At 40.1% G+C, this 25387-nt stretch carries 17 protein-coding genes; 9 read left to right on the top strand and 8 right to left on the bottom strand.

From position 1 onward, the window contains the following. Positions 1–140 precede the first annotated feature (140 nt). From PL11201_RS21940 to prfB, 3 genes are all read right to left on the bottom strand, one after another. Positions 141–4064: an nSTAND1 domain-containing NTPase gene (locus PL11201_RS21940; protein ID WP_079680960.1), complete on the bottom strand. Its 3924-nt coding sequence runs from the start codon at positions 4062–4064 to the stop codon at positions 141–143. 433 nt (positions 4065–4497) lie between these two features. Continuing rightward, the gene (locus PL11201_RS21935) at positions 4498–5772 is read right to left on the bottom strand and encodes a caspase family protein (protein WP_079680959.1); all 1275 of its coding nucleotides are present in this window, start codon (positions 5770–5772) and stop codon (positions 4498–4500) included. Positions 5773–5818: 46 nt separating this feature from the next. Beyond that, a protein-coding gene (prfB, locus tag PL11201_RS21930; protein ID WP_144017850.1) for a peptide chain release factor 2 occupies positions 5819–6941 on the bottom strand; the annotation gives its coding sequence in 2 pieces (ribosomal slippage) (positions 5819–6868 and positions 6870–6941; 1122 coding nt in all). A gap of 88 nt (positions 6942–7029) precedes the next feature. Here prfB and PL11201_RS21925 point away from each other — a divergent pair. The 4 genes from PL11201_RS21925 (at position 7030) to PL11201_RS21910 (ending at position 12821) form a co-directional block, all read left to right on the top strand. Then, positions 7030–8727 carry an ArnT family glycosyltransferase gene (locus PL11201_RS21925; protein ID WP_079680957.1) on the top strand — a complete coding sequence of 566 codons (1698 nt, stop codon included), beginning with the start codon at positions 7030–7032 and terminating at the stop codon, positions 8725–8727. Positions 8728–8957: 230 nt separating this feature from the next. After that, the gene (gene chlG, locus PL11201_RS21920) at positions 8958–9971 is read left to right on the top strand and encodes a chlorophyll synthase ChlG (protein WP_079680956.1); all 1014 of its coding nucleotides are present in this window, start codon (positions 8958–8960) and stop codon (positions 9969–9971) included. 179 nt (positions 9972–10150) lie between these two features. Next, positions 10151–12529, top strand: a complete 2379-nt coding sequence (locus PL11201_RS21915) for a transglycosylase domain-containing protein (RefSeq protein WP_234996799.1) — start codon at positions 10151–10153, stop codon at positions 12527–12529. Between the two features lie 79 nt (positions 12530–12608). After that, positions 12609–12821 (top strand): hypothetical protein, encoded by a 213-nt coding sequence (locus PL11201_RS21910; protein ID WP_079680955.1) that lies wholly within the window; start codon positions 12609–12611, stop codon positions 12819–12821. 120 nt (positions 12822–12941) lie between these two features. Here PL11201_RS21910 and trxA read toward each other — a convergent pair whose 3' ends face one another. Further along, positions 12942–13259, bottom strand: coding sequence for a thioredoxin (gene trxA, locus PL11201_RS21905; protein ID WP_079680954.1), 318 nt, complete (start codon positions 13257–13259; stop codon positions 12942–12944). A gap of 120 nt (positions 13260–13379) precedes the next feature. Between trxA and fabG the strand changes: the two genes are divergently transcribed. From fabG to PL11201_RS21885, 4 genes are all read left to right on the top strand, one after another. Then, on the top strand, positions 13380–14147 hold the full coding sequence (gene fabG / locus PL11201_RS21900; protein ID WP_079680953.1) for a 3-oxoacyl-[acyl-carrier-protein] reductase: 768 nt from the start codon (positions 13380–13382) through the stop codon (positions 14145–14147). A 257-nt stretch (positions 14148–14404) separates the two neighbouring features. Next, a complete protein-coding gene (locus tag PL11201_RS21895) occupies positions 14405–15565 on the top strand; it encodes an RNA-guided endonuclease InsQ/TnpB family protein (RefSeq protein WP_234996798.1) in 1161 nt (386 codons plus the stop codon). Between the two features lie 82 nt (positions 15566–15647). Next, on the top strand, positions 15648–15905 hold the full coding sequence (locus PL11201_RS21890) for a type II toxin-antitoxin system Phd/YefM family antitoxin (protein ID WP_079680952.1): 258 nt from the start codon (positions 15648–15650) through the stop codon (positions 15903–15905). Between the two features lie 12 nt (positions 15906–15917). Continuing rightward, entirely contained in the window at positions 15918–16172 is a 255-nt protein-coding gene (locus PL11201_RS21885) for a Txe/YoeB family addiction module toxin (RefSeq protein WP_079680951.1), read from the top strand. A 45-nt stretch (positions 16173–16217) separates the two neighbouring features. Here the strand turns inward: PL11201_RS21885 and PL11201_RS21880 are convergent, their stop codons facing one another. From PL11201_RS21880 to pdxA, 3 genes are all read right to left on the bottom strand, one after another. Continuing rightward, a complete protein-coding gene (locus PL11201_RS21880; RefSeq protein ID WP_159451568.1) occupies positions 16218–19484 on the bottom strand; it encodes an EAL domain-containing protein in 3267 nt (1088 codons plus the stop codon). 350 nt (positions 19485–19834) lie between these two features. Further along, positions 19835–21034, bottom strand: a complete 1200-nt coding sequence (locus tag PL11201_RS21875) for an MFS transporter (RefSeq protein WP_079680949.1) — start codon at positions 21032–21034, stop codon at positions 19835–19837. Between the two features lie 5 nt (positions 21035–21039). Beyond that, entirely contained in the window at positions 21040–22077 is a 1038-nt protein-coding gene (gene pdxA, locus PL11201_RS21870; protein ID WP_079680948.1) for a 4-hydroxythreonine-4-phosphate dehydrogenase PdxA, read from the bottom strand. 115 nt (positions 22078–22192) lie between these two features. Here pdxA and PL11201_RS21865 point away from each other — a divergent pair, with 115 nt between their 5' ends. Further along, positions 22193–23176: a hypothetical protein gene (locus PL11201_RS21865; protein ID WP_079680947.1), complete on the top strand. Its 984-nt coding sequence runs from the start codon at positions 22193–22195 to the stop codon at positions 23174–23176. Between the two features lie 60 nt (positions 23177–23236). Here the strand turns inward: PL11201_RS21865 and PL11201_RS21860 are convergent, their stop codons facing one another. After that, on the bottom strand, positions 23237–25141 hold the full coding sequence (locus tag PL11201_RS21860) for an iron uptake porin (protein WP_079680946.1): 1905 nt from the start codon (positions 25139–25141) through the stop codon (positions 23237–23239). Positions 25142–25387 lie beyond the last annotated feature (246 nt).

The following is a 25387-nucleotide window of genomic DNA, read 5'->3' as shown; positions in this document are numbered from 1 at the left end:
AAGGTGTTTTTTCAGTATATTTTAAAAACCAAGCACTTAGATCAAATTTAATTGTTTTTTAATATACCTGAGTTCGATAGAAGCAGGTCGTCATCAATAAAGTTAACAACCAAAAAGATAAAACCCTTATCTCAAAGGGATTACAGCATAGAGTCACACCAAGGAAGTAGTTTATTTGTGTCATTTTTCCGATAATTTTTGAGCCAAAGACACCCTTGGGTTAAAAGCTTATCCAAATCAGTAACTTGATCTACATCCCAAACAATCACCGTTTTGTCTGAACTAGCGGAAGCCAGGGTATCACCACTGTGACTAAAACTAACATCATTGACTTCACCTTGATGACCCTTGAGAGTCACTATTCGAGTTCCATCTAATGTCCAAAGGTTTATTGTTTTATCATCACTCGCAGAAGCAATGATTTTACCATCAGGACTAAAAACCACACTCCCAATAGCAGCTTGATGTCCTATAAAGGGAGGCTTAATTTCCTGACCTTGTAAATTCCAAAGCTGAACTTGATTATTTCCGCTGCCTGTAGCTAGAATTTCACCGTTAGGGCTAAATGCCACACTGTAGACTGATGTTCCATTATTGATCGTTTTAGGTTTATGCCTTGATTGATCACTCTGTAAATCCCAAAGTTTAATCGTACCATCTTCACTTGCGGTTGCCATTAACGCTTTAATTGGATTGAAAGTCACACTATAAACTCGATTTTTATCTTTTCTTAGTATATCTATTTCTTGACCTTTTTGGTTCCAAAGCTTAATTGTTCCATCATAGCTTGTTGTTGCAATTGTTTGGTTATCAAAACTAAAATTGATACTACTAACTTGATCTCTATGGCTTAGACGATTTCTGTAATTTGAAGGTTTTTTCATATCCCAAATAAAAGCTATTGACTCATTACTCGCAATTCCTAATAGTTCTTCTTTCAGGCTAAAGTTGACATCTAAAATTGTTCCTTTACTTTTAATTAAAGTTTTTTTTAATGTCCCATGGGGAGACCACAGTTTAACTTGCCTATCATCGCTACCCGTTGCAATGATATCATCATTAGGACTAAAACTTATGCTTCTCACCGTAGCTTGATGTCCTTTTAATTGGCTAATATGAGTATTATTTAACTGCCAAATTCTCACCATTTTATCATTACTGACGGAAACAAAAGCCTTTCTATGATGACTAAAACTGAGGCTATTAATTCGAGCGTGATGCGCTTTAATTGTATTCAGAATTTGACATTGTAAGTTCCAAATTTTAAGCGTATTATCTTGACCCCCGGAAACTATAGTTTGACTATCAGGACTAAAACTAACTGCAAACACTGCATCGATATGGCCCCCACAGTCACGGATAAACGTGCCATCAGACTTCCAGAGTTTTATCGTTCCGTTTACGTCAGCAGAAGCCAGCATTTTGCCATTCGGACTAAAAGTTATACTGTAAACTCCGCCCTTATGGTCAGTTAAACTTTGCACTTTAACCCATTCTTTAGGCGTTCTTTTCCAAAGAATAATCGTTTGATCTGCACTTGCTGTCGCTAGAGTTTGACCATCAGGACTAAAACTTAAACTGTAAACCCTGTTTGTGTGTCCTCTCAGTATTTGTATTGGTTCCTTTGTTTCACCAGGTTTCCAGAGTTTAACTGTACCATCTTTATCACCTGTCGCAATTAGATCATCATTGGGATTAATACTAACACTAAAAATAGATGTATTATTTTCCAACGGCGGTAATATTTCTTCCCACTTTTCTTCTTTTTTCTCCCACAGCCTAACTGTTTTATCTAAACTAGCTGTCGCCAGTAGATTACTGTTTTTGCTAAAAGCTACGCTCATAACTGCATCCTGATGTCCTTTTAATTCTTGGATCAATCGATCATACTCATCCCACAATTTAACTGTATTATCATAACTACCTGTAGCAAGAGTTTTTCCATCAGGACTAAAACTAACTGTTTGAATTAAAGTATTATGCCCTTGCCAACGATTTTGTTCTTTAACCCAATTGATTCCTTGAGCTAATACAGTTAAAACATCAGCCTTCAGTTGAGGGTTATTACGATTAAAAATTGATTTCTTGAAAAGTTCTCCCGCTTCTAATGCTGCGACTAATGAATCAAAGGTATCAGGATTTTCCGTAAACCGAGCATTGGCTGTTTCAATTTTAGCAATAATTTGACCTTTATCTGCTTCTTGCCATTGATGTTTTGCAATTCCAGCAACTCCGATAGCAACAGTAGCAACTCCTGTAATCACCGTCAAGGCAATTCTAGTAATCCATAAATTTTTTTGGCTTAGTTTTAACTCCCGTTTTTGAGCTTCTATTTCTCGTTGTTTTTCAGTTTCTATATGAGTTTTACTTAATTCAACTAACGCTACTAATTGATCATCACTCCCTAATTCTGCTGCATCGGAACTCTCTAACCAATGTTGGGCTTCAACGAGTTCAAACTCATCTAATAATCCCCCTTTATCTTTCCCTAATCTCGCCCACTCTTGTACTTTTGCAATCAGTCGGCGGCGGGTTTGTTCGGCTTCTCGACGTTGAATAATCCAATCTTGTAACTGGGGCCAACTGCTAATTAAAATTTCATGGGCAATATCAACTTTTCGGGTTTTATCCTCCTTTCCACTTAAAGTTAATAACCGACGATTGGCTAATTCCCGTAAGGTTTCTTCAAAGATTTGATCGTTATCTCCCCTGGCTTTTAAGGCTTCTATAGATTCTTGTCGCCGGGTATCTGCTCGCCCTTCTCCAAACTGAATTAACCGTAAAAATATGCGACGGGCGATGATTTGTTGTTCATCGCTTAAATAAGCGATCGCAGCATCTGCCCGTTGCGCGATCGCCACCTGAATACCGATTAATTTATTATTATGATAGGATAATACCAACGCTTCATAGGCTCTTAATGGTAAATATCGCCGCTCTATTTTTTCCCATAATAAGACTAAGGTTTCTTGTAATAAAGGTAAAACTCCGGGTTCTTTTGCAGCAGTAGTAATTAATCGTTCTAATAATGCCGATTCTATAAAAACATTCGCCTGTTCCGCAGGTTTAAGAATGGCTTCTTGTAATCCCGTTTGATCTAAGGGTAAGACTTCATAGCGATGGGCTTTAATTTCTCGCCAGATATTAGGAGATTCCATCAATTGAGGATAAAAATCTGCTCTAACAGTTAAAACAACATAAAAATTAGGCTTTTTATAAAGATTTAATAGGATTTCTTGAAAGGGAATTACTTCTTGAGGAGATAGGGTAAAAACTTCTTCAAATTGATCAATAACTAATAGGAATTTTTGGGAAGGATGGAATTTTGTTGTAATAGCTTCAACTGAATTTGGATCACAACCTAATGTTGCGGTTAATGTGGTTATGGGTGTTGTACCCGGACGCATGGAATAGATTTGCCATTTTTCTTTTCCTAATAAATTAGTTTTTTGCAGTTGGGGAATTAACCCAGCAAATACTAAGGAAGATTTACCGCTTCCCGATGCTCCTATTACGGCTAAAAAGGGATATAATCGTAAGTGTTGAATTAAATCATTAACTTCCCGTTGTCGTCCAAAAAAGCGATCGCTATCTTCTTGTTTAAAGGGCACCATCCCCGGATAGGGACAATCTGGAATTTCGACTAAAGTAGGAACTGATTTTTGGAAATTTTCACAAATTCGTTGAATAGCTTTCTGTTGTTTTTTCCCATCCGTTGCATCCAAACACTCTAACATTTTTAAACGCATGGGTAACTCTTGAACAGGATGCAAAATAATCCCAACAACTGGCCATAAATTAGTATCAAGTCCGTAGGATTGGAACAGTAAATTAGCAAATTCTACAAAATTATCGGCTAAATAGGCGGGGGAAATCACTAATAAGGTTCGTTCACTATTTTTAACCGCACTTTCAAATTCAATGAGTCGAGGAACACCTAACCGAAACATCGCCTCGGAATGACAGGTTAACCCCGCTTCTTCTAAAGCATTTAATAAATAACCTTCCACCCAGGCGTCATCCTCATCGGCGTAGGAGACAAATACAGAATATTTTTTGGACATAGCAACACCTCTGGTTTTTCGTGGGTGAAGCGGGTCTTTAATACTATCGATTCACCTGCTTTCTATTACCTGATGATTAGAGGAACTTTCCGTATGATTTTGCGATCGCTTTCCCTGATATTCTCGTTCTGTAGGAGGGGGTTATGTATTCATTAGTGTCAACTTAACCCACGTTAGCCCGGAACTAAAGTTCGGGCTTAAAGCTAAAGCTATCTAAAGATAACTAAACACCGGTCTTCATTAACCCGTTTTAACGGGTTTTAGTTTTAAGCCTGAAATTTATTTCAAGGCTTTTAGAATTAAGTTGACGCAGACGGTTCTGTGTTAACCTTCCTAATCCTTAACCCCCAAATTATTAACTCACCCTGGGGGTTAGGATCGACTAATCACAAGTCTATAACAATAATATAACAGAATTATTGATTTATTTCAATTATTCGTAAAGTCCCGATGCGGTGTGACCCGGAAGCGGTTTTTTTAACTCGTCAATTAAATGTTTAAAATCCCGTTCACCGCGTCGAGAATCGTCCAGCTTCCGAGGTTTTTCTAATTGTAGGCGTTCGGGAAGTTTAGACGGATCAACGTCCTCTTTTCGTACACAAACCAAACGAGCTTTCCATTCTCTAATTCCCAAGTTTTGAACTAAAACATTCTCAAATTCTGCCATACTATTATCTAAGTATAAATTCGATAAAATGACAAGGGTTCGTTTAGAAAACTTAACACCCCGTTCTATATTAATTACCCGTGCGACCCCTAATAAATCCACATCTCCTGAAACTGCAACTTTTAAGTTTTCCGCTTCTAATTTCGGCACTAAAACATCCCAAACCCAGGTCGAATCTGGTTCTTCATCCACATAACTAATATAAACATCATAGCGAAATTCTTCCTGTACAGAAGGAGAAACCGGACTCACTCCTTTTTGTCCGCCTAAATATAGGGTGAGGGGAAAATTTTCCTCAATATCAGATTTAAAAATTGGGTGTTGGTTGGGTTGGTCGCCGGTAACTTTCGGTTGTAAATACTCAAAAATATCGAATATTCTAATTAATCCGTCATTGCTAGTAATTCCGCCTTTTAATCCGGCGATTAAATGTTTAGTAAAAACGCTATTAGTTGAACCAGAAGTTACATAGGATTGTTCGGTATTACGAGAGGAGGCGAATATAACCCGACCTTTCCCTTGGACTAATTGATCATAATAATTATCCGGTAATCCCCCTTTGATTTCCGGGATGGTTGGATCTTTGGGTTGACCAATTCCCCCGGAGTGACAACAATCAAAAATTACCACTAATTTTCGGGCTGGAATAGCTCTTAATGCCTCTGTGAATTGAATTCCTGAAATAGCGGTTTCTGCTAAGGATGCACCGGAGGTATAAACCGTATCAACGGGTAATAAATATTCTCCCGCCGTCGGCCCGAATTCAATTCTACCGCCATGTCCTGAGAAGTAAATTAATACCGTTGAATCGGCGTTGGTTTTAGTAGATAAATCCGTTAATGCTTGAGTTAACGCTGATTTTGTGGCTTTTTCATCTAATAATAATTCTACATTTTCAATTAAATAACCACAGAATGAAGGTTCGGTGAGTAAACTATAAATATCCTTAGCATCATTTAAAACCGTTGATGGTAAAGGTTTGATTTTTTGATAATTAGCAATTCCAATAATCAGGGCGTAACAGTTGTTTAATGTTGTCATATTAATTGGGGTGGGCGGGAAAACCCCGCCCCTACGGGTTTAAAATTTAGGCGGTTTGGGGTTCTAGGATTTGATGTTCCTGACGTAAATAGGCTTGAATAAAAGCATCCAGTTTGCCATCCATCACATCCTGAATTGCCGTGGTTTCTTCATTAGTGCGTAAATCCTTCACCATTTGATAGGGATGAAATACATAGTTTCTAATTTGATTTCCCCAAGCCGCTTCGACTAAATCCCCGCGAATTTCTGCCACCGCTTTTGCCCGTTGTTCTTGAGCAATAATTAATAATTTTGCCTTCAACAACGCTAGGGCTTTTTCCTTATTTTGTAACTGAGATCGTTCTTGGGTACAACGCACAGCAATTCCCGTGGGTAGATGAACAATTCGCACGGCGGTTTCCACTTTGTTAACATTTTGTCCGCCTTTTCCCCCAGACCGAGTGGTGGTAATTTCTAGGTCTTTATCAGGAATATCCAACTCAATAGAATTATCCAAAATTGGCATAATTTCCACCCCAGCAAAACTGGTTTGTCGCTTATCGTTGGCATTAAACGGTGAAATTCTAACTAAACGGTGCGTGCCTTTTTCTCCTTTTAAATACCCGTAGGCATAACGGCCGTCAATTTCCAAAGAAACCGATTTAATTCCGGCTTCATCCCCTTCAGAAATTTCGGTTAAATGGACTTTATATCCTTGAGCTTCCCCCCAGCGAGTATACATCCGCAGGAGCATTTCGGCCCAGTCTTGGGCATCGGTACCCCCGGCTCCGGCATTAATGGTTAAAATAGCACCATGTTGATCGTAAATCCCCGAGAGCAGTTGCTGCAATTCCCATTGATCAAATTCTCGATTAAGTCGGGAAACCGTGGTGGTGGCTTCTTCTAACAGGGAGTCATCGGTTTCTAACTCCAAAAGTTCTAAGATAGCTTTTGTATCTTCAATAGCTTGTCGCCAGTGTTCCTGCTGCTGCACAATTGATTTAAGATCATTCAACTGTTGAAGGGTTTGTTGTGCGGTTTTTTGTTCATCCCAAAAGTCGGGCTGGGCACAAACTTGCTCTAAATCTTGAATTTTAGCTTGAAGTGCAGGCAGGTCAAAGATAGTCCTGGGTTTTACCCAGGTGCTCAGATAACAGTTCGATTTCCCGTTTAATTTCTAAAACATCCATTGCGATCACTTACCGTCTTTCAACACGAAAAGGTACACTTTTAATTTTAGCGGGAATTGGGGAACAGTCAACAGTTAACATCGAAACTATGTCACGTCAAATTTTTACTGGGGATAGTCCTTTGCGCCAAATGCGACCCGTTGATCGTTGGGTGGATTTATTATGGGTTTTAGGTTTATTAGTGGCGGCGCTGACCCTCTATGGACTGCATTTAGGAGGAGTCCCCCTGCGAGATTGGGATGAGGGCTTAGTGGCTCAAGTGGCGCGGGAAATGGGCAGGGGACAACAAACTTGGCTGCATCCAACTTTGCATGGAATTCCCTATTTGAATAAGCCTCCTTTAGTGCATTGGTTAATGGCTTTTGCCTATCAAATGGGGGGGGTAAATGAATGGATGGCGCGGCTTCCTTCTGCCTTATTAACGGCGATTTCTGTGCCTATTTTATATGGGATTGGTTTAGAGTTATTTCGCCATCGTACCTCGGCTTTATTTTCAGCTTTAGTTTATCTAACCTTAATGCCTGTTATCCGTCAAGGGCGGTTAGCAATGTTAGATGGCACAGTGATATTTTTATGGTTAGTTTTAGTTTGGTGTGTATTGCGCTCTCGACGGGATTTAAGATTTGCTTTAGGGTCGGGAATTGCCTTTGGATTATTATGTTTAACTAAGGGGATTTTCTTAGGATTATTATTAGGGGCGATCGCGTTTTTCTTCCTCTTATGGGATACGCCCCGGTTATTAACTAGTCCCTATCTATGGTTGGGTTTAGGGTTGGGTTTAGTACCTGTAGGTGTTTGGTATGGGGCGCAATGGATTTATTATGGACAGGGATTTATTCAGGGAAATTTAGTCGATCAATCTTTACAACGAGTTTGGCAACCGGTTGAGAACCATTCCGGGCCGATTTGGTATTATGTATTAGAACTTTTGAAATATGGCTGGCCCTGGCTGTTATTTTTGCCCCAGGGATTAAGATTAGCTTGGCAAAATCGGAATTTAAGTTGGGCTAAATTAATTATAGTTTGGTCTGGGATTTATTTTGCTGCAATTTCCTTGATGACGACTAAATTACCCTGGTATGTTTTACCAATTTATCCGGTATTGGCGTTGGCGGTGGGGCGATATTTGGCAGAAGTTTGGAAGGAAGGCGATCGGGATATTGGGTTATGGAAATTGGGAAAAGTGGGGCGAGGCAAGTATGAACATTTTGTTAAACCTACGCCGGATCAACTCTTACCCCTGTTTATTCTATTGGCGATGATTTCAGCCCTGGGATATTGTTATTTTGGCGGGATGCTTTCTTGGGTTATTCCTAATTTTATTCCTCAACGGGATTTACAATTCACCTTCGGAGCGTTGATGTTAACAATGTCTTTTGTAGCGGTTTTAATTAGCCAAAAAGATCGACAATTTTTGCTAGTTCTATTTTGGGGAACCTATGTATCTTTATTGTTATTTTTTACTTCTAATTATTGGGTTTGGGAGTTAAATGAAGATTTTGCCGTTAAACCCGTGGCGACAATTGTACGGGAGGGAACACCCCCAGGAAAAGAAATTTATATGGGTCATCGGTCTGGGCGGCCGTCGTTGAATTTTTATAGCGATCGCCATATTCATGCTGTTGATGATGCGACCCTGAAAGATAAATGGCAAACCCTAGATCAACCCTATTTATTATTGAAAGAAAATACCCTGAAAAAATTAGAGTTAAACAACGTTAAAAAAATTGATCAAACTCCCGACTGGATATTAATAACTAAGAAACCTTCATCATTAAAAACGTAGGGGTTGGGTCTTCCAACCCTCTTGGCTTGCTATAGGTTTCTAATATTAAGTTAGATTTTTTAAATGTAACAAAAGGGGCGGGTTTAGAAAGATTATTGGTTGGAATTATTAACCCTTGTAGAACCCGCCCCTACATTTCCTATTCCCTTTTTAAGACAGTTAACAGCCAACTCCATGTTAATGTTAATTTCTATATTGCAGATACTCAACACACAAACGTATAAAGGATCATGTCGGATACTCCATCGTCTCAACCCTCAGAAGAATTAACCAAAGAAGCCAATTCAGATCGCGGCGCCAAAACCCGACAACTGTTAGGGATGAAAGGGGCGTCCTCGGGAGAAACCTCTATCTGGAAAATTCGCCTGCAATTAATGAAACCGATCACCTGGATACCCTTAATTTGGGGGGTGGTCTGTGGCGCGGCTTCATCGGGACATTTTAGTTGGTCAGTGGAAGATGTGTTAAAGGTGGCGACCTGTATGTTAATGTCTGGGCCATTAATGACCGGGTACACCCAGACCATGAATGATTTTTACGATCGCGAACTTGACGCCATTAATGAGCCCTATCGTCCCATTCCTTCCGGGGTGATTTCCATTCCCCAAGTCGTTACCCAAATTTTCCTCTTATTGGGTTTAGGAATAGGGATTTCCTACCTATTAGATACTTGGGCGGGCCATGAATTTCCCATAATTACGGTTTTATGTATCGGTGGGGCATTTGTCTCCTATATTTATTCTGCACCCCCCCTGAAACTCAAACAAAATGGCTGGTTAGGGAATTATGCACTTGGAGCGAGTTATATTGCTTTACCTTGGTGGGCGGGTCATGCGTTATTTGGAGAACTCACCCCAACCCTGATGGTGTTAACCCTATTTTATAGTTTAGCGGGGTTAGGAATTGCCATTGTTAATGACTTTAAAAGTGTGGAAGGCGATCGCCAATTGGGGTTACAATCCCTGCCAGTGATGTTTGGGATCACGACGGCGGCGTGGATTTGTGTTTTAATGATTGATATTTTCCAAGCCGGGATGGCGGTTTATTTAGTTAGTATCAAGCAAAATCTATATGCTACGGTGCTTTTACTGATGATTATTCCTCAAATTACTTTCCAAGATATGTATTTTCTACGCAATCCTGTAGAAAATGATGTTAAATATCAAGCAAGCGCCCAACCGTTTCTAGTTTTAGGAATGCTAGTTGTGGGTTTAGCTATAGGTCATGCGGCGATTGTAGGTTAATTTCCGATCAAACGGCCTGATCCCTACCCTGGTGTAAAGCCGGGGATCAGGGAAAAAACCTCGATTTTTGGCGAGGTCACCGATTCGACAGCTAACTATTGAAGAAAGTCGGCTTTTGCCTGGGCTATCCTAGAATATACTGTCGAATATTCAATTAAACTAACCATTTGTCCGAACCAATGGAAGAATCTCAATTACCATCCAGACCCAAAACGGACTCGTTAGAGTCAGAAACCTACCAGGAAAATACTTCTAGTGCGGTTTCAACTCAGCCCCTTTTGACATCGCCCGTGATGGCGACGGAAGTAGATCCCGATCAGGTTTCTGCGGAAACTGCTTCTGGGTCGAACCCCCAAGATGGGACTTGGTATCGTCACGCTCTGAATCGGCTCAATTCCCAATGGGCCAAACTGCGTCAAGGTTTCACCTCTAAAGACCCTCAAGGGAAACCCTGGTATCGTCGTCCGAGGGTGTGGATTGGAGTTGGGGTGATCAGTGTGGGCGGTGGGGCCTTGGGTTATGGGGCTTGGCAATGGTATCAGATTGATCAGAGTCTACCCCCGGTCTCGGTGAGTGGGATAGCCTCCTTTAGTCGCGATGGCACGATTACGATTAAGGCCAATAACGGTGATATTTTAATGCAAACCGGGCCAGCAACCAGGGAAAAACTCCGCCTCAAACAAATTCCCGAAAAACTGGCACAAGCGTTCATTTCCACTGAAGATATTCGTTTCTATGACCATGATGGGGTGGACTATCAAGGCATTGTCCGCGCCGTTGGCTCTAATATATTAGCCGGGGGAGTGGTGGAAGGGGGAAGTACCATTACCCAACAGTTAGCTCGGATTGTTTATTTGAATCAAGAACATAGTCTGATTCGGAAACTCAAAGAGGCAATGGTATCTTGGAAAATAGAAGACCAAATTAGTAAAGATGATATCCTAGAACGCTATTTGAATTTAGTATATTTGGGTTCGGGTGCTTACGGGGTCGCGGATGCGGCCCATGTTTATTTTAGTAAGTCCGTAAATGAATTAACTTTGTCGGAAATGGCAATGTTAGCGGGTTTACCCCCGGCACCGAGTCAATATTCTCCTTTGGAAAATCCAGAAGCGGCTAAAAAAAGGCGCAATATTGTTCTCCAAAGAATGCAGACGGCGGGAGTCATTACCGCAGCCGAGGCCCAAGCCGCAATAGAAGAACCCCTGACCCTCAAACCCAGTCAACCTAAACGGTTATTAGTTAAAGCTCCTTATTTTTCTAGTTATGTCTTAAAAGAACTCCCCCAATATGTTTCTAAAGAAGCCATGGAAGCTGGTGGGTTAACAGTTGAAACCAGTTTAGATGTGAAATGGCAAGAAGCTGCTGAAAAAACCGTGAAAGATGCGGTGGAAATTGATGGTGCGGGTTCAAATTTTGGTCAAGCGGCTTTAGTTTCTATAGAAGCAAAAACCGGAGAAGTTAAAGCCATGGTGGGAGGATATCAATATAAAGATAGTGAATTTAATCGCGTTACCCAAGCTCAAAGACAACCCGGATCAACCTTTAAAGGATTAGTTTATGCGACGGCAATTGGGGCGGGTTTCTCCCCCTATGATAGCTATTTAGATGAACCCTATAAAGTAGATGGCTACCGTCCTCGAAATTATGGGAATAAGCATTCTGGATGGATGTCGATGTCCGATGCTTTAAGCCGTTCTGTGAATGTAATTGCGGTTAAAGTATTAGTAGATGTTGGGTTTGAACCGGCAATGAAACTGGCGAAAGATATGGGAATTAAATCACCCTTAAAGCCGACCTATGCTATGGCTTTAGGAGCCTATGAAGTTAATTTGTTGGAGTTAACTAATGCTTACGGAACCCTAGCCGATGAAGGTAATTATATTCCAGCCCATGGCATTCGTCGTGTTTTAGATAAACAGGGAAATATTATTTATCAAGCTAAATTTAAACCCAAACAAGTGTTAGATAAAAATAGCGCCGCCATCACTACTTGGATGTTAGAAGGAGTTGTGAATGCGGGAACCGGAGGCCCAGCGGCTTTATCGGATCGACAGGTGGCGGGTAAAACCGGAACCTCTGAAGAAGCCAGGGATTTATGGTTTATTGGTTATATTCCCCAAGCTGTAACCGGAATTTGGTTAGGAAATGACAATAATGATCCGACCTGGGGCGCTAGTAGTAGTGCGGCCTATAGTTGGGGGGAATTTATGCGACAAGTGGTCGAGGGAATGCCGGTTGAGAAGTTCCCGAAACTGCCTGAATTAGAAGGACGTAAAGGCAGTATTAAAGCTAAAGCCCATCAACCCAATAGTATTGAAACCGGGTCAAAAGTAGCTATTGAAGATGGTGATCCCGGTGATCCCGCCCAAGCTGCTAGGGCTGATGGCAGTTACGCCAGCAATTCTGAATATTCTGATGGTGGCTATTCGGAAAATAATAACTCCTATAGCAATTCCTACAGTAATGGCGATGGATATTCCTCGGATGGTGGATATTCCTCGGATGGTGGATATTCCTCGGATGGTGGATATTCGGAAGGTTCCAATAATTATTAAACGGCTAAATTCTTCTAAACGCGCTAAAATTCAGGAGGATTTATTGCGATCGCCCAGTTAAGGAGAACCTTTATTCGTTATGGATGAGATCAAACCTATTTTACAAGAATTAACCCGTGAACCCATTGCCTTTTTGGGTGGCTTTGTCTCAGGTTTATTAAAATTAAACCTGAATGACGATCCCATTAAAACTTGGCTGGAGAAAGAAGGTGGAACCACGGTATCGAGTTCCTCGGGCTCTAACAATAATAATGGAAATTCTGGTGGCCCCCAATCAATTCAGATTGATTAATTAGCCGGGGATAGGACTATTTCAATACCCGATAATTCTATCTTCCCATCCCCCATCGCTTTAGAAACACAAAGACACGGAGACATTAAGAAAGACTTTGTGTCTTTGTGGTTAATCAAATTAGAGTAAACCATACACCCATTTAACCAGTTCCGGCGATCGCAGCACTCCTTCATGACGCCCAACGGGTTGACCCTTTTTAAATAAGATTAATGTCGGTAAAGCCATAATATTATATTGAGATGCCAGTTCCGGGTATTTATCACTATCAATTTTAACAATTTGGATTTGTTGATTCATTTCTTGATTAACTTCTTCCAAAATCGGGGTCATCATTTGGCAAGGGCCACACCAAGTTGCATAAAAATCTACTAACACCGGAACTTCAGAATGGGTTAGCAGTTCTTGAAAGTTATTAAAGGTTTGTTTAACGGCCATAGTTGATCCGATTCAAGTTTTGCATTTTAATTATAACGATTCTTTAGCCACTCGGTTTCTCTGAATTTGCTCAAATCTGAGATGATTATTTTTGAGAATAACAGTTGGAGAAATCACAAAATGGAACGTTTACCTGAAAATTTACAACACTTAAACGGACAAGTAGCAATTATTACAGGTGGGTCGCGGGGTATTGGTCGCGCTGCGGCCTTAGCCTTAGCTGCCGAAGGCGCAAAGGTGGTGGTTAATTATGCCAGTTCTTCAACGGCGGCGGATGCAGTCGTGGCGGAAATTACCCAGGCGGGCGGTGAGGCGATCGCACTCCAGGCCGATGTATCGAAAGCCGATCAAGTCGATGCCTTATTTAACAAAGTTACAGAAATCTGGAGCAAAATTGATATTTTAGTGAATAATGCCGGGATTACCCGCGATACTTTACTAATAAGAATGAAGCCGGAAGACTGGCAAGCGGTGATTGATTTGAACTTAACGGGGGTGTTTCTTTGTACTCGTCTGGCCAGTAAAATTATGCTCAAACAAAAGTCAGGACGGATTATTAATATTACCTCGGTTGCCGGACAAATGGGCAACCCGGGTCAAGCTAATTATAGTGCGGCAAAAGCGGGGGTAATTGGATTTACAAAAACGGTGGCAAAGGAATTAGCAAGTCGGGGGATAACGGTGAATGCGGTGGCGCCAGGATTTATTGCGACGGATATGACCAAAGAGTTAAAAAATACGGAAGAAATTCTCAAATTTATTCCTTTAGGTCGTTACGGTCAACCGGAAGAAGTGGCGGGAATGATTCGGTTTTTAGCCGCAGACCCGGCGGCAGCTTATATTACGGGTCAGGTGTTTAATGTAGACGGGGGAATGGTAATGGCGTAGAATCACATCAAGGATTTATACAGATGACGAGGATTTCAAGGAGAGTAAATTTGTGATTGAAGTCTGTGTCATTTGTCTAAATCCTTAATTCTGGTTTTATAATCTAATTATCAGAAAAATGGGTTTAAAACCCCTAAGTTCTACTTAGGCTTTTTATTCTATTTTAGAGTATACTAAAGAAGTGCTCGTAAGCAACAAAAACAATGAAAGCCAGGTATCGTTACAGAATCTACCCAACTAACCAACAAAAGAGGCTGATGTCTCAATTGTTTGGTTGTTGTCGTGTAGTGTTTAATGATGCTTTAGCCTACTGTCAAGAGCAACACCGTGCGGGTAATAAAAAACCTTCTAGCAGTGAACTCTCTAAAAGACTGACAGAACTTAAGAAAACCGAGGAAAAGCAATGGTTAACAGAAGTTTCCTCTGTTCCCTTACAGCAGTCTTTGAGGGATTTAGAACAGGCTTATTCAAACTTTTTTAAATCCTGTAAAGGGCAAAGAAAAGGCAAGAAAGTTAAGCCACCTAAATTTAAGAAGCGTAAGTCTAAACAGTCTGCTAAGTTCACTGATAACGGCTTCAAACTCTATCCTGATTCTAGTTACATTCACCTAGCTAAAATAGGTGATATCAAAGTAATCTGGAGTAGAGAATTACCCGCAACACCTTCTAGTGTTACCCTAATCAAAGATAGTGCTGACAGGTATTTTGTTAGCTTTGTAGTTGAGTTTAATCCTCAGCAATTACCTAAAAATAATAACTCAGTAGGAATTGATTTAGGGATCACCAATTTTGCTACACTAAGTAATGGTGAAAAAGTTAAATCTCCCAAACCTTTAAAGAAACAATTAAAGCGTTTAAGGAAATTACAATGCAATTTGTCAAGAAAACAGAAAGGTAGCAAAAGAAGGGAAGTTGCTAGAAAGAAATTAGCTAAACTTCACGCTAAGATTTCTGATATTAGAAACGACTTCCTTCATAAATTTTCAACTAAGATTATTCGTGAGAATCAAACAATAGTCTTGGAAGACTTGAATGTATCAGGGATGATGAAAAACCGAAAACTATCCCGTGCAATCAGTGATTTAGGTTGGCGTAGTTTTAGAACTATGTTAGAGGCTAAGTCAGCCCTGTACGGGCGGGATTTTCGAGTAATTGATAGATGGATTCCCACTTCTCAAATTTGCTCTTGCTGTGGTTTTCGCGGTGGCAAAAAAGAGTTAAATGTTAGAGAGTGGATTTGTCTTAATTGTGGAACTTCTCATGATCGAGATGTTAATGCTGCAATTAATATTAAAGTCGCCGGAGGGATGCACGGAGACTTTAAACGGACGTGGAGAGAAGGTCAGTCTTTCTGCAAAGAAAGCACATCTCGGCGAAGCGTCAACCCGTCCAGAATTTCAGCAGTTGTCAATCTTTGATTTGTTGAAATAGATGGAATCCCCGCCCGTTTTACGGCGGGGTGGATGTCAATCTATCTAATTCATGACAATAATTAGGGCTATGGATGCAATCACCGATACCGAATTTCAGAAAAACTTTACCGCAGTCATGAACCAAGTTTGTGATGATCATGCACCGATTATAATTACTCGGGAGTCAGAACCTGCGGTGGTAATTATTTCCCTGGAGGACTATAACGCCATAGAAGAAACGTTGTATTTACTCCAAAGTCCTAAAAATGCTGAACGTCTTGCCAAAGCATTACAAGAGTTGAAACAAGAAAACTATCAAAAGCATGACTTAATAGAAGTTGAGTAAAGTGTAAAGTGGATGAATATTCTATTTTTAGAAGATGCTTGGCAAGATTATCTCTATTGGCAAAAAACTGATCAAAAAATCTTAAAACGGATTAATGAGTTAATCAAAGATATTCAGCGATCGCCTTTTTCTGGAATCGGTAAACCCGAAGCGCTTAAATTTAATATGTCGGGACTTTGGTCACGAAGAATCGATCAAGAACATCGACTCATTTATCAAATTAAAGATGATTCTATCATTACTCTTAATCTAAATTATCGACTTTGAGATCCTCGCTTTCTATGGGCATATTGTTTCAATACCCAACAATTTTTAATCTCGATTCTGGCTGATCTGTCCAGAATTTTTAATCATTGGCAAAATAAAAGGCTGGGGTTTACCAATACCATAGCCTTGAACATAATCAATCCCAATATTTTTAATTTCTGTAAAAATAGCATCATTTTCAACAAATTCGGCAATGGTTTTAATTTGCATAACGTGACCAATCCGATGAATCGATTCAACAATTTCCCGGGCAACCGGGTCAGTTAGAATTTCTTTAACAAAACCCCCATCAATTTTTAAGTAATCAATCGGAAGGGTTTTTAAATAGGAAAAAGAAGACATTCCACTGCCAAAATCATCGAGAGCAAAGGAACAACCTAACTCCTTAAAGGATTGAATTAGGTGCACAGCTTTTTTTAGGTTGGCGATCGCTAGGGTTTCTGTAATTTCAAAACAAATAATTTGGGGAGGAATTTTATACAGTTCAAACTGTTGATAAAGAAACTTAATAAATTGATTATCATTCAGACTGGCACCGGATAGGTTAATCGCATAAAAATCTTGACTTTTCGAGGAATTTGGGGTTAAATTTAAACTCTGATAATGTTTTTCTAAATGGCTAAAAACCGTACGAATCACCCAACGGTCAATACTTTTCATTAAATCATATCGTTCGGCGGCGGGAATAAATGCCATGGGTGGCACTAATTGACCCGATGTATCTCTTAACCGTAGTAAAATTTCCCCATGTTTAGGGGATTTTGAGGTGGGATTAGTCTCAACAATTGGTTGATAATATAAACAAAAACGGTCTTCTTCTAAAGCTTGGGGAATTTGAGCCGCCCAGCGAATTTCTCGACGTTGTTGAATCAAATCCTGGTCATCAGCTTGATACAAGTGAACCCGATTACGACCTTGATTTTTAGCCGCATAACAAGCCGCATCCGCAGCACTTAAAATTGTGGCTAAATCGCAGGTTTGATTATTAATTTCGACTAATCCAATACTAACTCCAATGGAAAAAACTTTTTCTTCCCAGGTAAAGCGAAAATCTTTGACTATATCACACAAATGGACAGCTTTCTGATAGGCTTCGTCTAAAGAATAGTTATTTAATAATAAGCCAAATTCGTCTCCCCCTAAACGGGCTAGGGTGTCTCTTTCTGTAACTTGACTTTGTAATAAAAAACTCAATTGTCGTAATAATTCATCCCCGGCTAAATGTCCACAGGTATCATTAATAATTTTGAATTGATCTAAATCCAAATAACCAATAGCATGATGATTCGAGGATTTGGACAGCATTTGTAAGGTTTGTGTCACCCGCTTTTCAAATTCACTGCGATTAATTAATCCCGTTAACGCGTCATGGCAGGCTTGCCAGGATAATCGCCTTGTTAATTCTCTTTCTTGGGTGACATCTCTAAATACTAAAACCGCACCAATAATTTCACCCTCTCGACTTCTAATCGGGGCGGCAGAATTATCAATGGATCGTTCTTTTCCATCTTTTGCTTTTAAAATAACATTATCGGAAAAATCAAAAATACACCCTTCTTCTAAAACTTTTTGCACAGGACTGGCACTAAAATTATGAGTTTGGCTATCAAGAATTTTGAAGACATCATTTAAGGGTAAACCTTTGGCCTCAATTAATGACCAACCCGTTAATTCTTCGGCAACAGGATTAAGGGATTCAATTTCCCCACGACTGTTAGTGGTAATTACCGCATCGCCAATCGATTGTAAGGTCACTTGGGCAAGTTCTCGGCTTTGTCTTAACTGATGTTCACTTGATTGTAAGGCGACTAACATTAAAGAATTTCTTAATTCTTGGGCGGTTTCAATTTCAACGGGTTTCCAAGGCAGGGATTTTAATTTAACGGTTTCTTTCCAAAGTTCAAAAGATCGCCGCGGGGTTAATTTAATTTCTCCTGGTGTTTCGATTTCTGTGGAATTCTGGGGATTTCCTGCCCAATCAACTGTTTGAATCACTTCCGGTCTAAACCAAATTAAATGATATTCGCTTTGATTAGGAGACAAGGAAATAGCCATAATTCCACTAATTAGATCATGATAAGATTCAGCTTCAGGATAAAGTTTAGGTAAACAATCGGTATAAAATATCTCTTGATGGCAATATTGAGATAACCATGCCATCAGTTTTTTAACTTTGGTTAAAGGCGGGGTTTGACCCACTAAAATTAAATCTTCTCCAAATCGGATAACCGCCCCTTGAGCTTTGACAAGATTGAGTAAATTCGTTTGGTCTTGAGCTAAAGTTTGAATAAAAGAGGCTTCTAAAGCGGGCGCGTTGAGTAAATTTTTCCGAACTAATTTAAGAATTTCACGGTAATATTCATAATCTTCACTAATTTCTCTATAGGGTAATTCTACCGCCATAACCTGTCCTAAAAATTCGCAGGCTTTACGAATGGTATAGGATAGATAACGAGAAGAATAATGGTGACACGCAATTAAACCCCAAAGGTTTTCTCTTTTAATCAAAGAAACACAGAGAGTGGCTTGAACTCCCATATTTTTGAGGTATTGTAAATGGCAGGGAGAAACCGCACGGAGAACGGAAAAACTTAAATCTAGGGGCTTTTGCGTGACTGGATGAAGGGAAGGAACAATATCAACGGGTTGATGAGCAATATCTACTAATAATCGCAACCAATTTTGCCGATAGATTTCCCTGGAGGCTTCGGGAATATCCAGACTGGGGTAGTGTAGTCCTAAAAAACTTTCTAAATCCTGGCGTTTATCCTCGGCAATCACAACTCCATGATTGTCGTGATCAAATTGATAGATCATTACTCGGTCAAATCCACTGATTTTTCGGATTTCCTCGGCTAGAAATTGAGTTAAATCCTTAAAGTTAGTAGCACTTTGAATTTTACAAACTGAGCCTCTGACTAAATGATAAAAATTGATAAAGGTTACATTTTGATCTTGAGTTGGCTCCAGTTCTAAGATGACGATGCCCTGGTGTCGGTGTAAAATACCATCACAAATAATTTTTTTATTCTTAATATGAAAAATAAGCCGAATTGGATTATAATAATTAAAGTTATTACTAATTAAACATTCTTGAATTTGGAAAAGTTGCTGTTTGTCTAAAAAATCGCTTAAGGGTCGATTGATCAAAGCAGTAGTGGAAATACCATAGAGTTTCATGGCATTTTGGCTAACCTGTAAAATCTTCAGGTCGGCTTCTTCTAAGGTCAACAACAAACCATGAGGTTGAATTCTACCCTGGGTATGAATCGATTCTGGGTTAATCTGAACAAAGTCATTATTAAAAATCATTGTTTTGTTTTGTTTCACTTCACACATTTTTCCCTCTTAATAGATGATAGAATAATTCTAAGTTATTTCTTGTTACGATATTTTAATTTATCCATGCCCCTGATATTCAGACTTTCCCTTAAAAATCCCTCTTGCCTCTTGCTATATCTATATATATTACAGCAAGCCAAGTTCAACGAACTTACTATTACAGTCGATCACGCCCTTAGCAGAACTCAAACAAAAATTGCGTTAACAATAGCTTCAAACTTATACAGGAAAATTATTTCAACTTGAATGGATATCATCCACTTGTGGTAGGGGTTTCAGCCCTTTGAGGGGCGAGAAAATGTCTAAGTCCTAAATCATCTTTATTTAGTTATTTTGGGAATTGTTAATTGAGGCAAAAATAATACCAAAAAAGTTATGATTAAAAATGCTATCATTCCTAGGCGATAACTGATCATTAGATTCACAGTTCCCAGATATTTTACCATAAAATCATATCCGCTCATTGCCAAAGAAAACGCCCCAAAATATACTCCTATTCCTAAACCGCCTTTATGGGATGGAACCAGAGAAAAAGCAATCGGAATAATCCCATTAGCAATTAAACTATAGCTGGCAATCAGTAATAAGCCAACCAAAATAATCAGGAGTTTATTGGTAATAAAGGACGAGAATAATAATAAAGCAGCTGTTGTTATTAATCCAATTAACGTTGCCTTATGATTGCTAATTTTCACAGCAAATAATCCCGCAGGAATAGAAGCAAATGCCAAGAGAATAAATCCACTAAACATGATCCAGTTGACATTCCCTCCTAAATTTTTTATCACTTGCGGAAAAACTTCTCCTAAAATTAATCGAGTTCCCCAGGCTGCAAATAACCCTAATAGCGCAATAAAAACCAAGTTTCTGAAATATAATTTTTGAGTCGGTTCTTCTGACTGAGGAATAACGCTTAAATCAGGATTAAAATATCTTAAAACTCCCACGGAACCCAATAATACTAAAGACCCAATAGTAAAGGTAACTCCCGATCCTAAACTCAGAATAAACTTACTAGAAATAGGACGAATTGCCCCGACAATACCCCCCATAAAAATCAAAAAACTCATGGCTTGGGGGAGTTTTGTTTCTGTTGCATATTGACCTAATAAAGCCGTAACTGGACTTCTAAAAATTGCCATGGCAACGGCCCATAAAATTAATAGAATTGGGAATATCCAATGTAAGGAATTAAGAGATTGACCAAAAATATAAAAAGCGGGAATGGCAATAAATAAACCTGAAGCTAAAATGACTCCTAAACTAATTAAGGGAAAACGAGTTCCTAGCCATCGCCGTTGACGGTCAGAGAAATTCCCCGCTATCGGTTCAATAATTACCCCTAACGCATTTTCAATTACTAAAATAGTTGGGAATAACCCGGGAAATCCAAAAGCGGCTAAGAGTTGGGGTACATATAATCGATAGAGTAACCAAGTTAAGCTAATTGCGCCTTGAACTAAGGATAATCCGATTAACTGAAACCAGAGAATAGACGGTTTAGAAGTTGAGGTTGCCATCGGAATTAAGGGTTAATACGATTATTGACTAATTCTATGCCTAAATCAATAGCTGCTTTCATACTCGACCCATCGGCTATTCCTTTACCCGCAATATCAAAGGCTGTGCCATGATCGGGAGAAGTTCTAATAAAGGGTAAACCAATTGTAGTATTAACGGCCCGATCAAATGCCATTAATTTAACTGGAATTAACCCTTGATCATGATACAAGGCGATGTACGCATCATGGGCATTTTTCCCTAAATTAAACCAGGCTTGACCGGGCTTAACCCACATTGTATCAGGGGGAATGGGGCCGTCTAATTGGATATAGGGATAGCGATCGCGTTGTTGATTTAACCAGGGAATTAACCAGTCTTTTTCTTCTGTTCCTAAGTTTCCATTTTCCCCACTATGGGGATTTAATCCGGCTACGGCAATTCTGGGATTTTCGAGTCCGAATTCATGGCGTAAACAATCGACCAATAACTCTAATTTTAAGCTCATTAATTCCGTGGTTAAGGTGTGGGAAATTTGCGATAGGGGAATATGGGTTGTAGCTAATAAGGTTCTTAATGTCCAGCCTGTATAGGGAGAGCGGGCAACAAATAGCATTCCAAACCTTTTAACCTGGGCTTTTTCTGCTAAAAATTCCGTTTGTCCGGGATAATTATGACCTGCTAAATTCCAGAGATTTTTAGCAATTGGCCCGGTGATTATCCCATCAAATTCTCCTTGTAAAGTTCGGGTAATAGCTGTATCTAAATATTGAAAACTGACCGCCCCACTGGTTCGATTTCCGATCCCGATTTCTAATGGGGGTAAACTTGGATCGGGATCTAAATGAATCACCCGTAACTGATGAGGTTTTGCTGCCTGAAATCCCTGATTTTGTAATTGCTGATAGGTTTCTTGTAAAATGCGATCGCTTCCCACTATAGTTAAATCAGACTTTTGATGTAACATCGGATCAGCTAAAGCTTTTAATATTACTTCTGGCCCTATCCCTGACGGATCGCCTAATGTTATCGCTAAACGAGGTAATTTTTTAGATTGAAGCATAATTCAAAATCCTTAAAACCATGTTAATTTTAATTGATATCATACAATAATCCCAAAATTGTAGTAAGCCCTTCAGGGCTTTCTTTCCCTTATTTCTCCCAACTTTTAACCAAATATGAATATTCCCTCAACCCTGAATGTCGCCATCGGTCTATTTTTTATTTATTTACTTCTGAGCTTATTAATATCAGAAATACAAGAATTTTTAGCCAGTTCTATCTTTGATTGGAGAGCTAAAAATTTATATCGTTCTATTCAATTTATTTTAGGAAATTCAGCTGCGAAACTTTTGTACCAATACCCTTTAATTAAATCTTGGAAAGATTATAAACAACGAGTCAATAAAAATTCTGTTGGGCCATCTTATATTCCTAATTCCACCTTTGCTTTAGCATTAATTAGTGTAATTATAGAAAAGTCTGGAGTTCAACCCGAAATCAATAGTTTAACCATTGATGATTTTATTCTAGCGATTAACTCAGAGGAGATCAAACAGTTTTTCGACCCAGATCAGATTAAACTGTTCAAAATTTTAGCCATAAAAACTAAAAACAAAGCCGGAGATACTGCCAATTTTGAATCCTTAGAAACGGCGATCAGCGATTGGTTTGAACAGTCTATGACCCGGGCATCGGGAGTCTATAAACGGCAGGTCAAACTGATTACACTTGCCATTGGATTCGTAGTAGCCATGGGATTAAATGCAGATACATTAAATATTACTAATCGCCTTTTTCAAGAACCTGTTTTACAAGAAAATCTCAGTCAAAGCATTAATATTGTCTTAACTAATAATCCTAATTCTCCCTTGAATAACTGTTTAAACTCAGAGGTTAACTCTACAAAAGATTGTCAAGATTTAACCGAAAATTTTCTCTATTCTTATTTATTCGACTTTTCTTCTTTACCTCTAGGATGGACTCAATCTAACTTAAATCAACAGTTTAATTCAAGGGAAAATATTGTTATTCAACTATTTAAAGTGATCGGAGGATGGGGATTAACTGCGATCGCAATTTCCATGGGTTCTTCCTTTTGGTTTGATCTTCTCAACAAATTAATTAACGTTCGGAACACCGGATCAAAACCCCAATCTTGAAGCCATAAAAAACCCAGCTTCTTAAAGAAACTGGGTTATTCAAGAAATATTAAAAGGGAATTAGAAGCGGAAAGTTGTCCGCAGTGTTCCCACAACAATCGTGTTGTTGTTGCTATTGTGATCAGGATTGGTCACAACGTAGAAACCCGGTGTCACAGCGATGTACTCGCTGAGGGGGAAGCGATAGAAGCCTTCAATATGAATAGAGGTGTCTCTGTCTTCTAAGCTGCTAATATCATGACTGACAACTTTCGGAGGCATCCCCACAATTAAACCTCCGGTATCTCCTTCGCGGAGGATATCGGGGAATCCTAACACCGCAGCCCAGTTAATAATGGTGGCACTACCGTTACCACCATTCTTCTGGTCAGCCCAGGTACTCCCAAACCAACCCCCAATGGAGAAATGGCTGGCGACTCTCCAGTTCATTTGTACGCCCAGGTTATCTGTGGTTGTAGCGTTTTCACCAAAGGGTTTATTAGCACCCCAACTCCCTGTACCACCGGAAACGTAGACGTTATCGTTACTGAAGTAACGGTGGTTATAATCTAAGGCAAAAACCAGGTTGTCAGTTGGTGCAAAGACTAATTGGGCCATAGCACCATAGGTACCATTGAACAGACCTCGACCCTGGCTGGCTTGAGAAGCAAAACCATCATCGGCCATATAACCTAGGTTAGCTTTGAAGGCGTGACTAAAGGCATATTCCACACCTAACCCCGTACCAGCAGGGCCTTGGAATGTCGTCGGGTTGAACCGCCCAAAGCGGGAAATTGCACCACTGGCATCATCACCAAAGGGAGTCAGAACATCTTGAACATCATCCAAGGCTAACCCTTTTGCACCGACCCAGACTAAACCTTTGCCTTCAGAGAAGGGGAAACGGTAGGTGAGGTTATCCAGAACCACGTTGCCATTCCGACCATCAATACCCGTCCGAGACATCAAGGTGTTGGTGACATCAAAATCACTCAAATCCGGTATGGATTGGGCTTGTAAACGAGTTCTGAGTAAATCTTTACCCGTGAAACTGGTATCAAAGTTTAAACGAGCGCGGTAGCCAAAATAGGCTTCGGCGGGGTCATCGCTCTTATCAGCAAACTGACCAACTACGTTATTAGTTGCCCGATCTCCAAAGGCATCTCCTGGCCAGAACACCACTTCTCCCCGCAGTTTAGTAGTGGTGGAGAATTGATTGGCTTCGAGTTCTCCGGCGCGGGCTTCTAATACCGCCACTCGTCCGCGCAGACTGGATAATTCGGCGGCAAATTCTTCCATGAGGCGTTGCAGTTTCGCCAAATCCTCACGGGTGACTAAATCTTTAGTTGAGGCATCAATCAGTTCATTAATCCGCTCTAAACAGGCGTTCACTCCAGCAGCGAATTCAAAACGGGTTAAAGCACGATTCCCTTTGAAAGTTCCATCGGGATATCCCGCAATACACCCATAGCGTTCTACTAAGGATTGTAGAGCTTGGAACGCCCAGTCCGTCGGTTGAACGTCGGACAGTTGGGAGACGGAGGTAACTTGAGCTTGACGCTTGTTGCCCCGACCTTCACGACCATATTCATTAAGTTGTTGCATCACCTCGGCGTTATTGGCCGCATCGCTTTGAGGTGCTGCGTCGATATCCGCTAGGGGAATCTCGCTGTTAGCGGGAGTTTCGATGCCTCTACTCGGCCCAACTCCGGCATGGGGATTCACGGGAACCTGAGCTAACTGTTGCGGTAGGGTGAGGGTCAAGGTGTCCAAAGGACTTACGGAGACTTGCTCACTAATTTTTAACTCAGTTTGGATGGGTTCCAAAGGGGTTTCTGCCGGGGCAGATGCTTCGGTTGCCGCTGCAATTGCAGTGGGCCCGGCCTCAGTCACGGGTAACTCTGCGAATGCTGTCATCGGGGCTAATAAACTAGCTCCTAAGACGGCAGGACTGAGTAGCCATGCTTTCAGTAGTATTTTCGACACTCTATTTGCTCCTCACACGGGTCTAATTTTGATATTCTAGCAAGCACTTTCACCAAACCTACAACCATCAATTAAAATCTGGGATTTTTTTGATGTTGGTTTTGTTCCGACTTCACGGGTGGAAGTGTTGGCACAATCCAGTCCACAGGCTCCCACGGACAAGTTATCCGCCGAATATTATTCACTCACTTGATTGTTGTGAGGTTGTCTGTGGTTCCTGAATTTTTCAGATTCTATCAGACTGAA

This window comes from Planktothrix sp. PCC 11201 (assembly GCF_900009135.1).
Classification (GTDB): domain Bacteria; phylum Cyanobacteriota; class Cyanobacteriia; order Cyanobacteriales; family Microcoleaceae; genus Planktothrix.
This window is presented reverse-complemented; position numbering and strand designations above follow the sequence as displayed.

Coding starts and splice junctions, on each gene's coding strand:
- PL11201_RS21925 (WP_079680957.1), top strand. CDS start 7,030: ATGTCACGTCAAATTTTTACTGGGGATAGTCCTTTGCGCCAAATGCGA.
- PL11201_RS21890 (WP_079680952.1), top strand. CDS start 15,648: ATGGATGCAATCACCGATACCGAATTTCAGAAAAACTTTACCGCAGTC.
- PL11201_RS21935 (WP_079680959.1), bottom strand. CDS start 5,772: ATGACAACATTAAACAACTGTTACGCCCTGATTATTGGAATTGCTAAT.
- fabG (WP_079680953.1), top strand. CDS start 13,380: ATGGAACGTTTACCTGAAAATTTACAACACTTAAACGGACAAGTAGCA.
- PL11201_RS21875 (WP_079680949.1), bottom strand. CDS start 21,034: ATGGCAACCTCAACTTCTAAACCGTCTATTCTCTGGTTTCAGTTAATC.
- PL11201_RS21885 (WP_079680951.1), top strand. CDS start 15,918: ATGAATATTCTATTTTTAGAAGATGCTTGGCAAGATTATCTCTATTGG.
- trxA (WP_079680954.1), bottom strand. CDS start 13,259: ATGGCCGTTAAACAAACCTTTAATAACTTTCAAGAACTGCTAACCCAT.
- chlG (WP_079680956.1), top strand. CDS start 8,958: ATGTCGGATACTCCATCGTCTCAACCCTCAGAAGAATTAACCAAAGAA.
- PL11201_RS21880 (WP_159451568.1), bottom strand. CDS start 19,484: ATGATTTTTAATAATGACTTTGTTCAGATTAACCCAGAATCGATTCAT.
- PL11201_RS21915 (WP_234996799.1), top strand. CDS start 10,151: ATGGAAGAATCTCAATTACCATCCAGACCCAAAACGGACTCGTTAGAG.
- PL11201_RS21940 (WP_079680960.1), bottom strand. CDS start 4,064: ATGTCCAAAAAATATTCTGTATTTGTCTCCTACGCCGATGAGGATGAC.
- PL11201_RS21865 (WP_079680947.1), top strand. CDS start 22,193: ATGAATATTCCCTCAACCCTGAATGTCGCCATCGGTCTATTTTTTATT.
- PL11201_RS21895 (WP_234996798.1), top strand. CDS start 14,405: ATGTCTCAATTGTTTGGTTGTTGTCGTGTAGTGTTTAATGATGCTTTA.
- PL11201_RS21910 (WP_079680955.1), top strand. CDS start 12,609: ATGGATGAGATCAAACCTATTTTACAAGAATTAACCCGTGAACCCATT.
- pdxA (WP_079680948.1), bottom strand. CDS start 22,077: ATGCTTCAATCTAAAAAATTACCTCGTTTAGCGATAACATTAGGCGAT.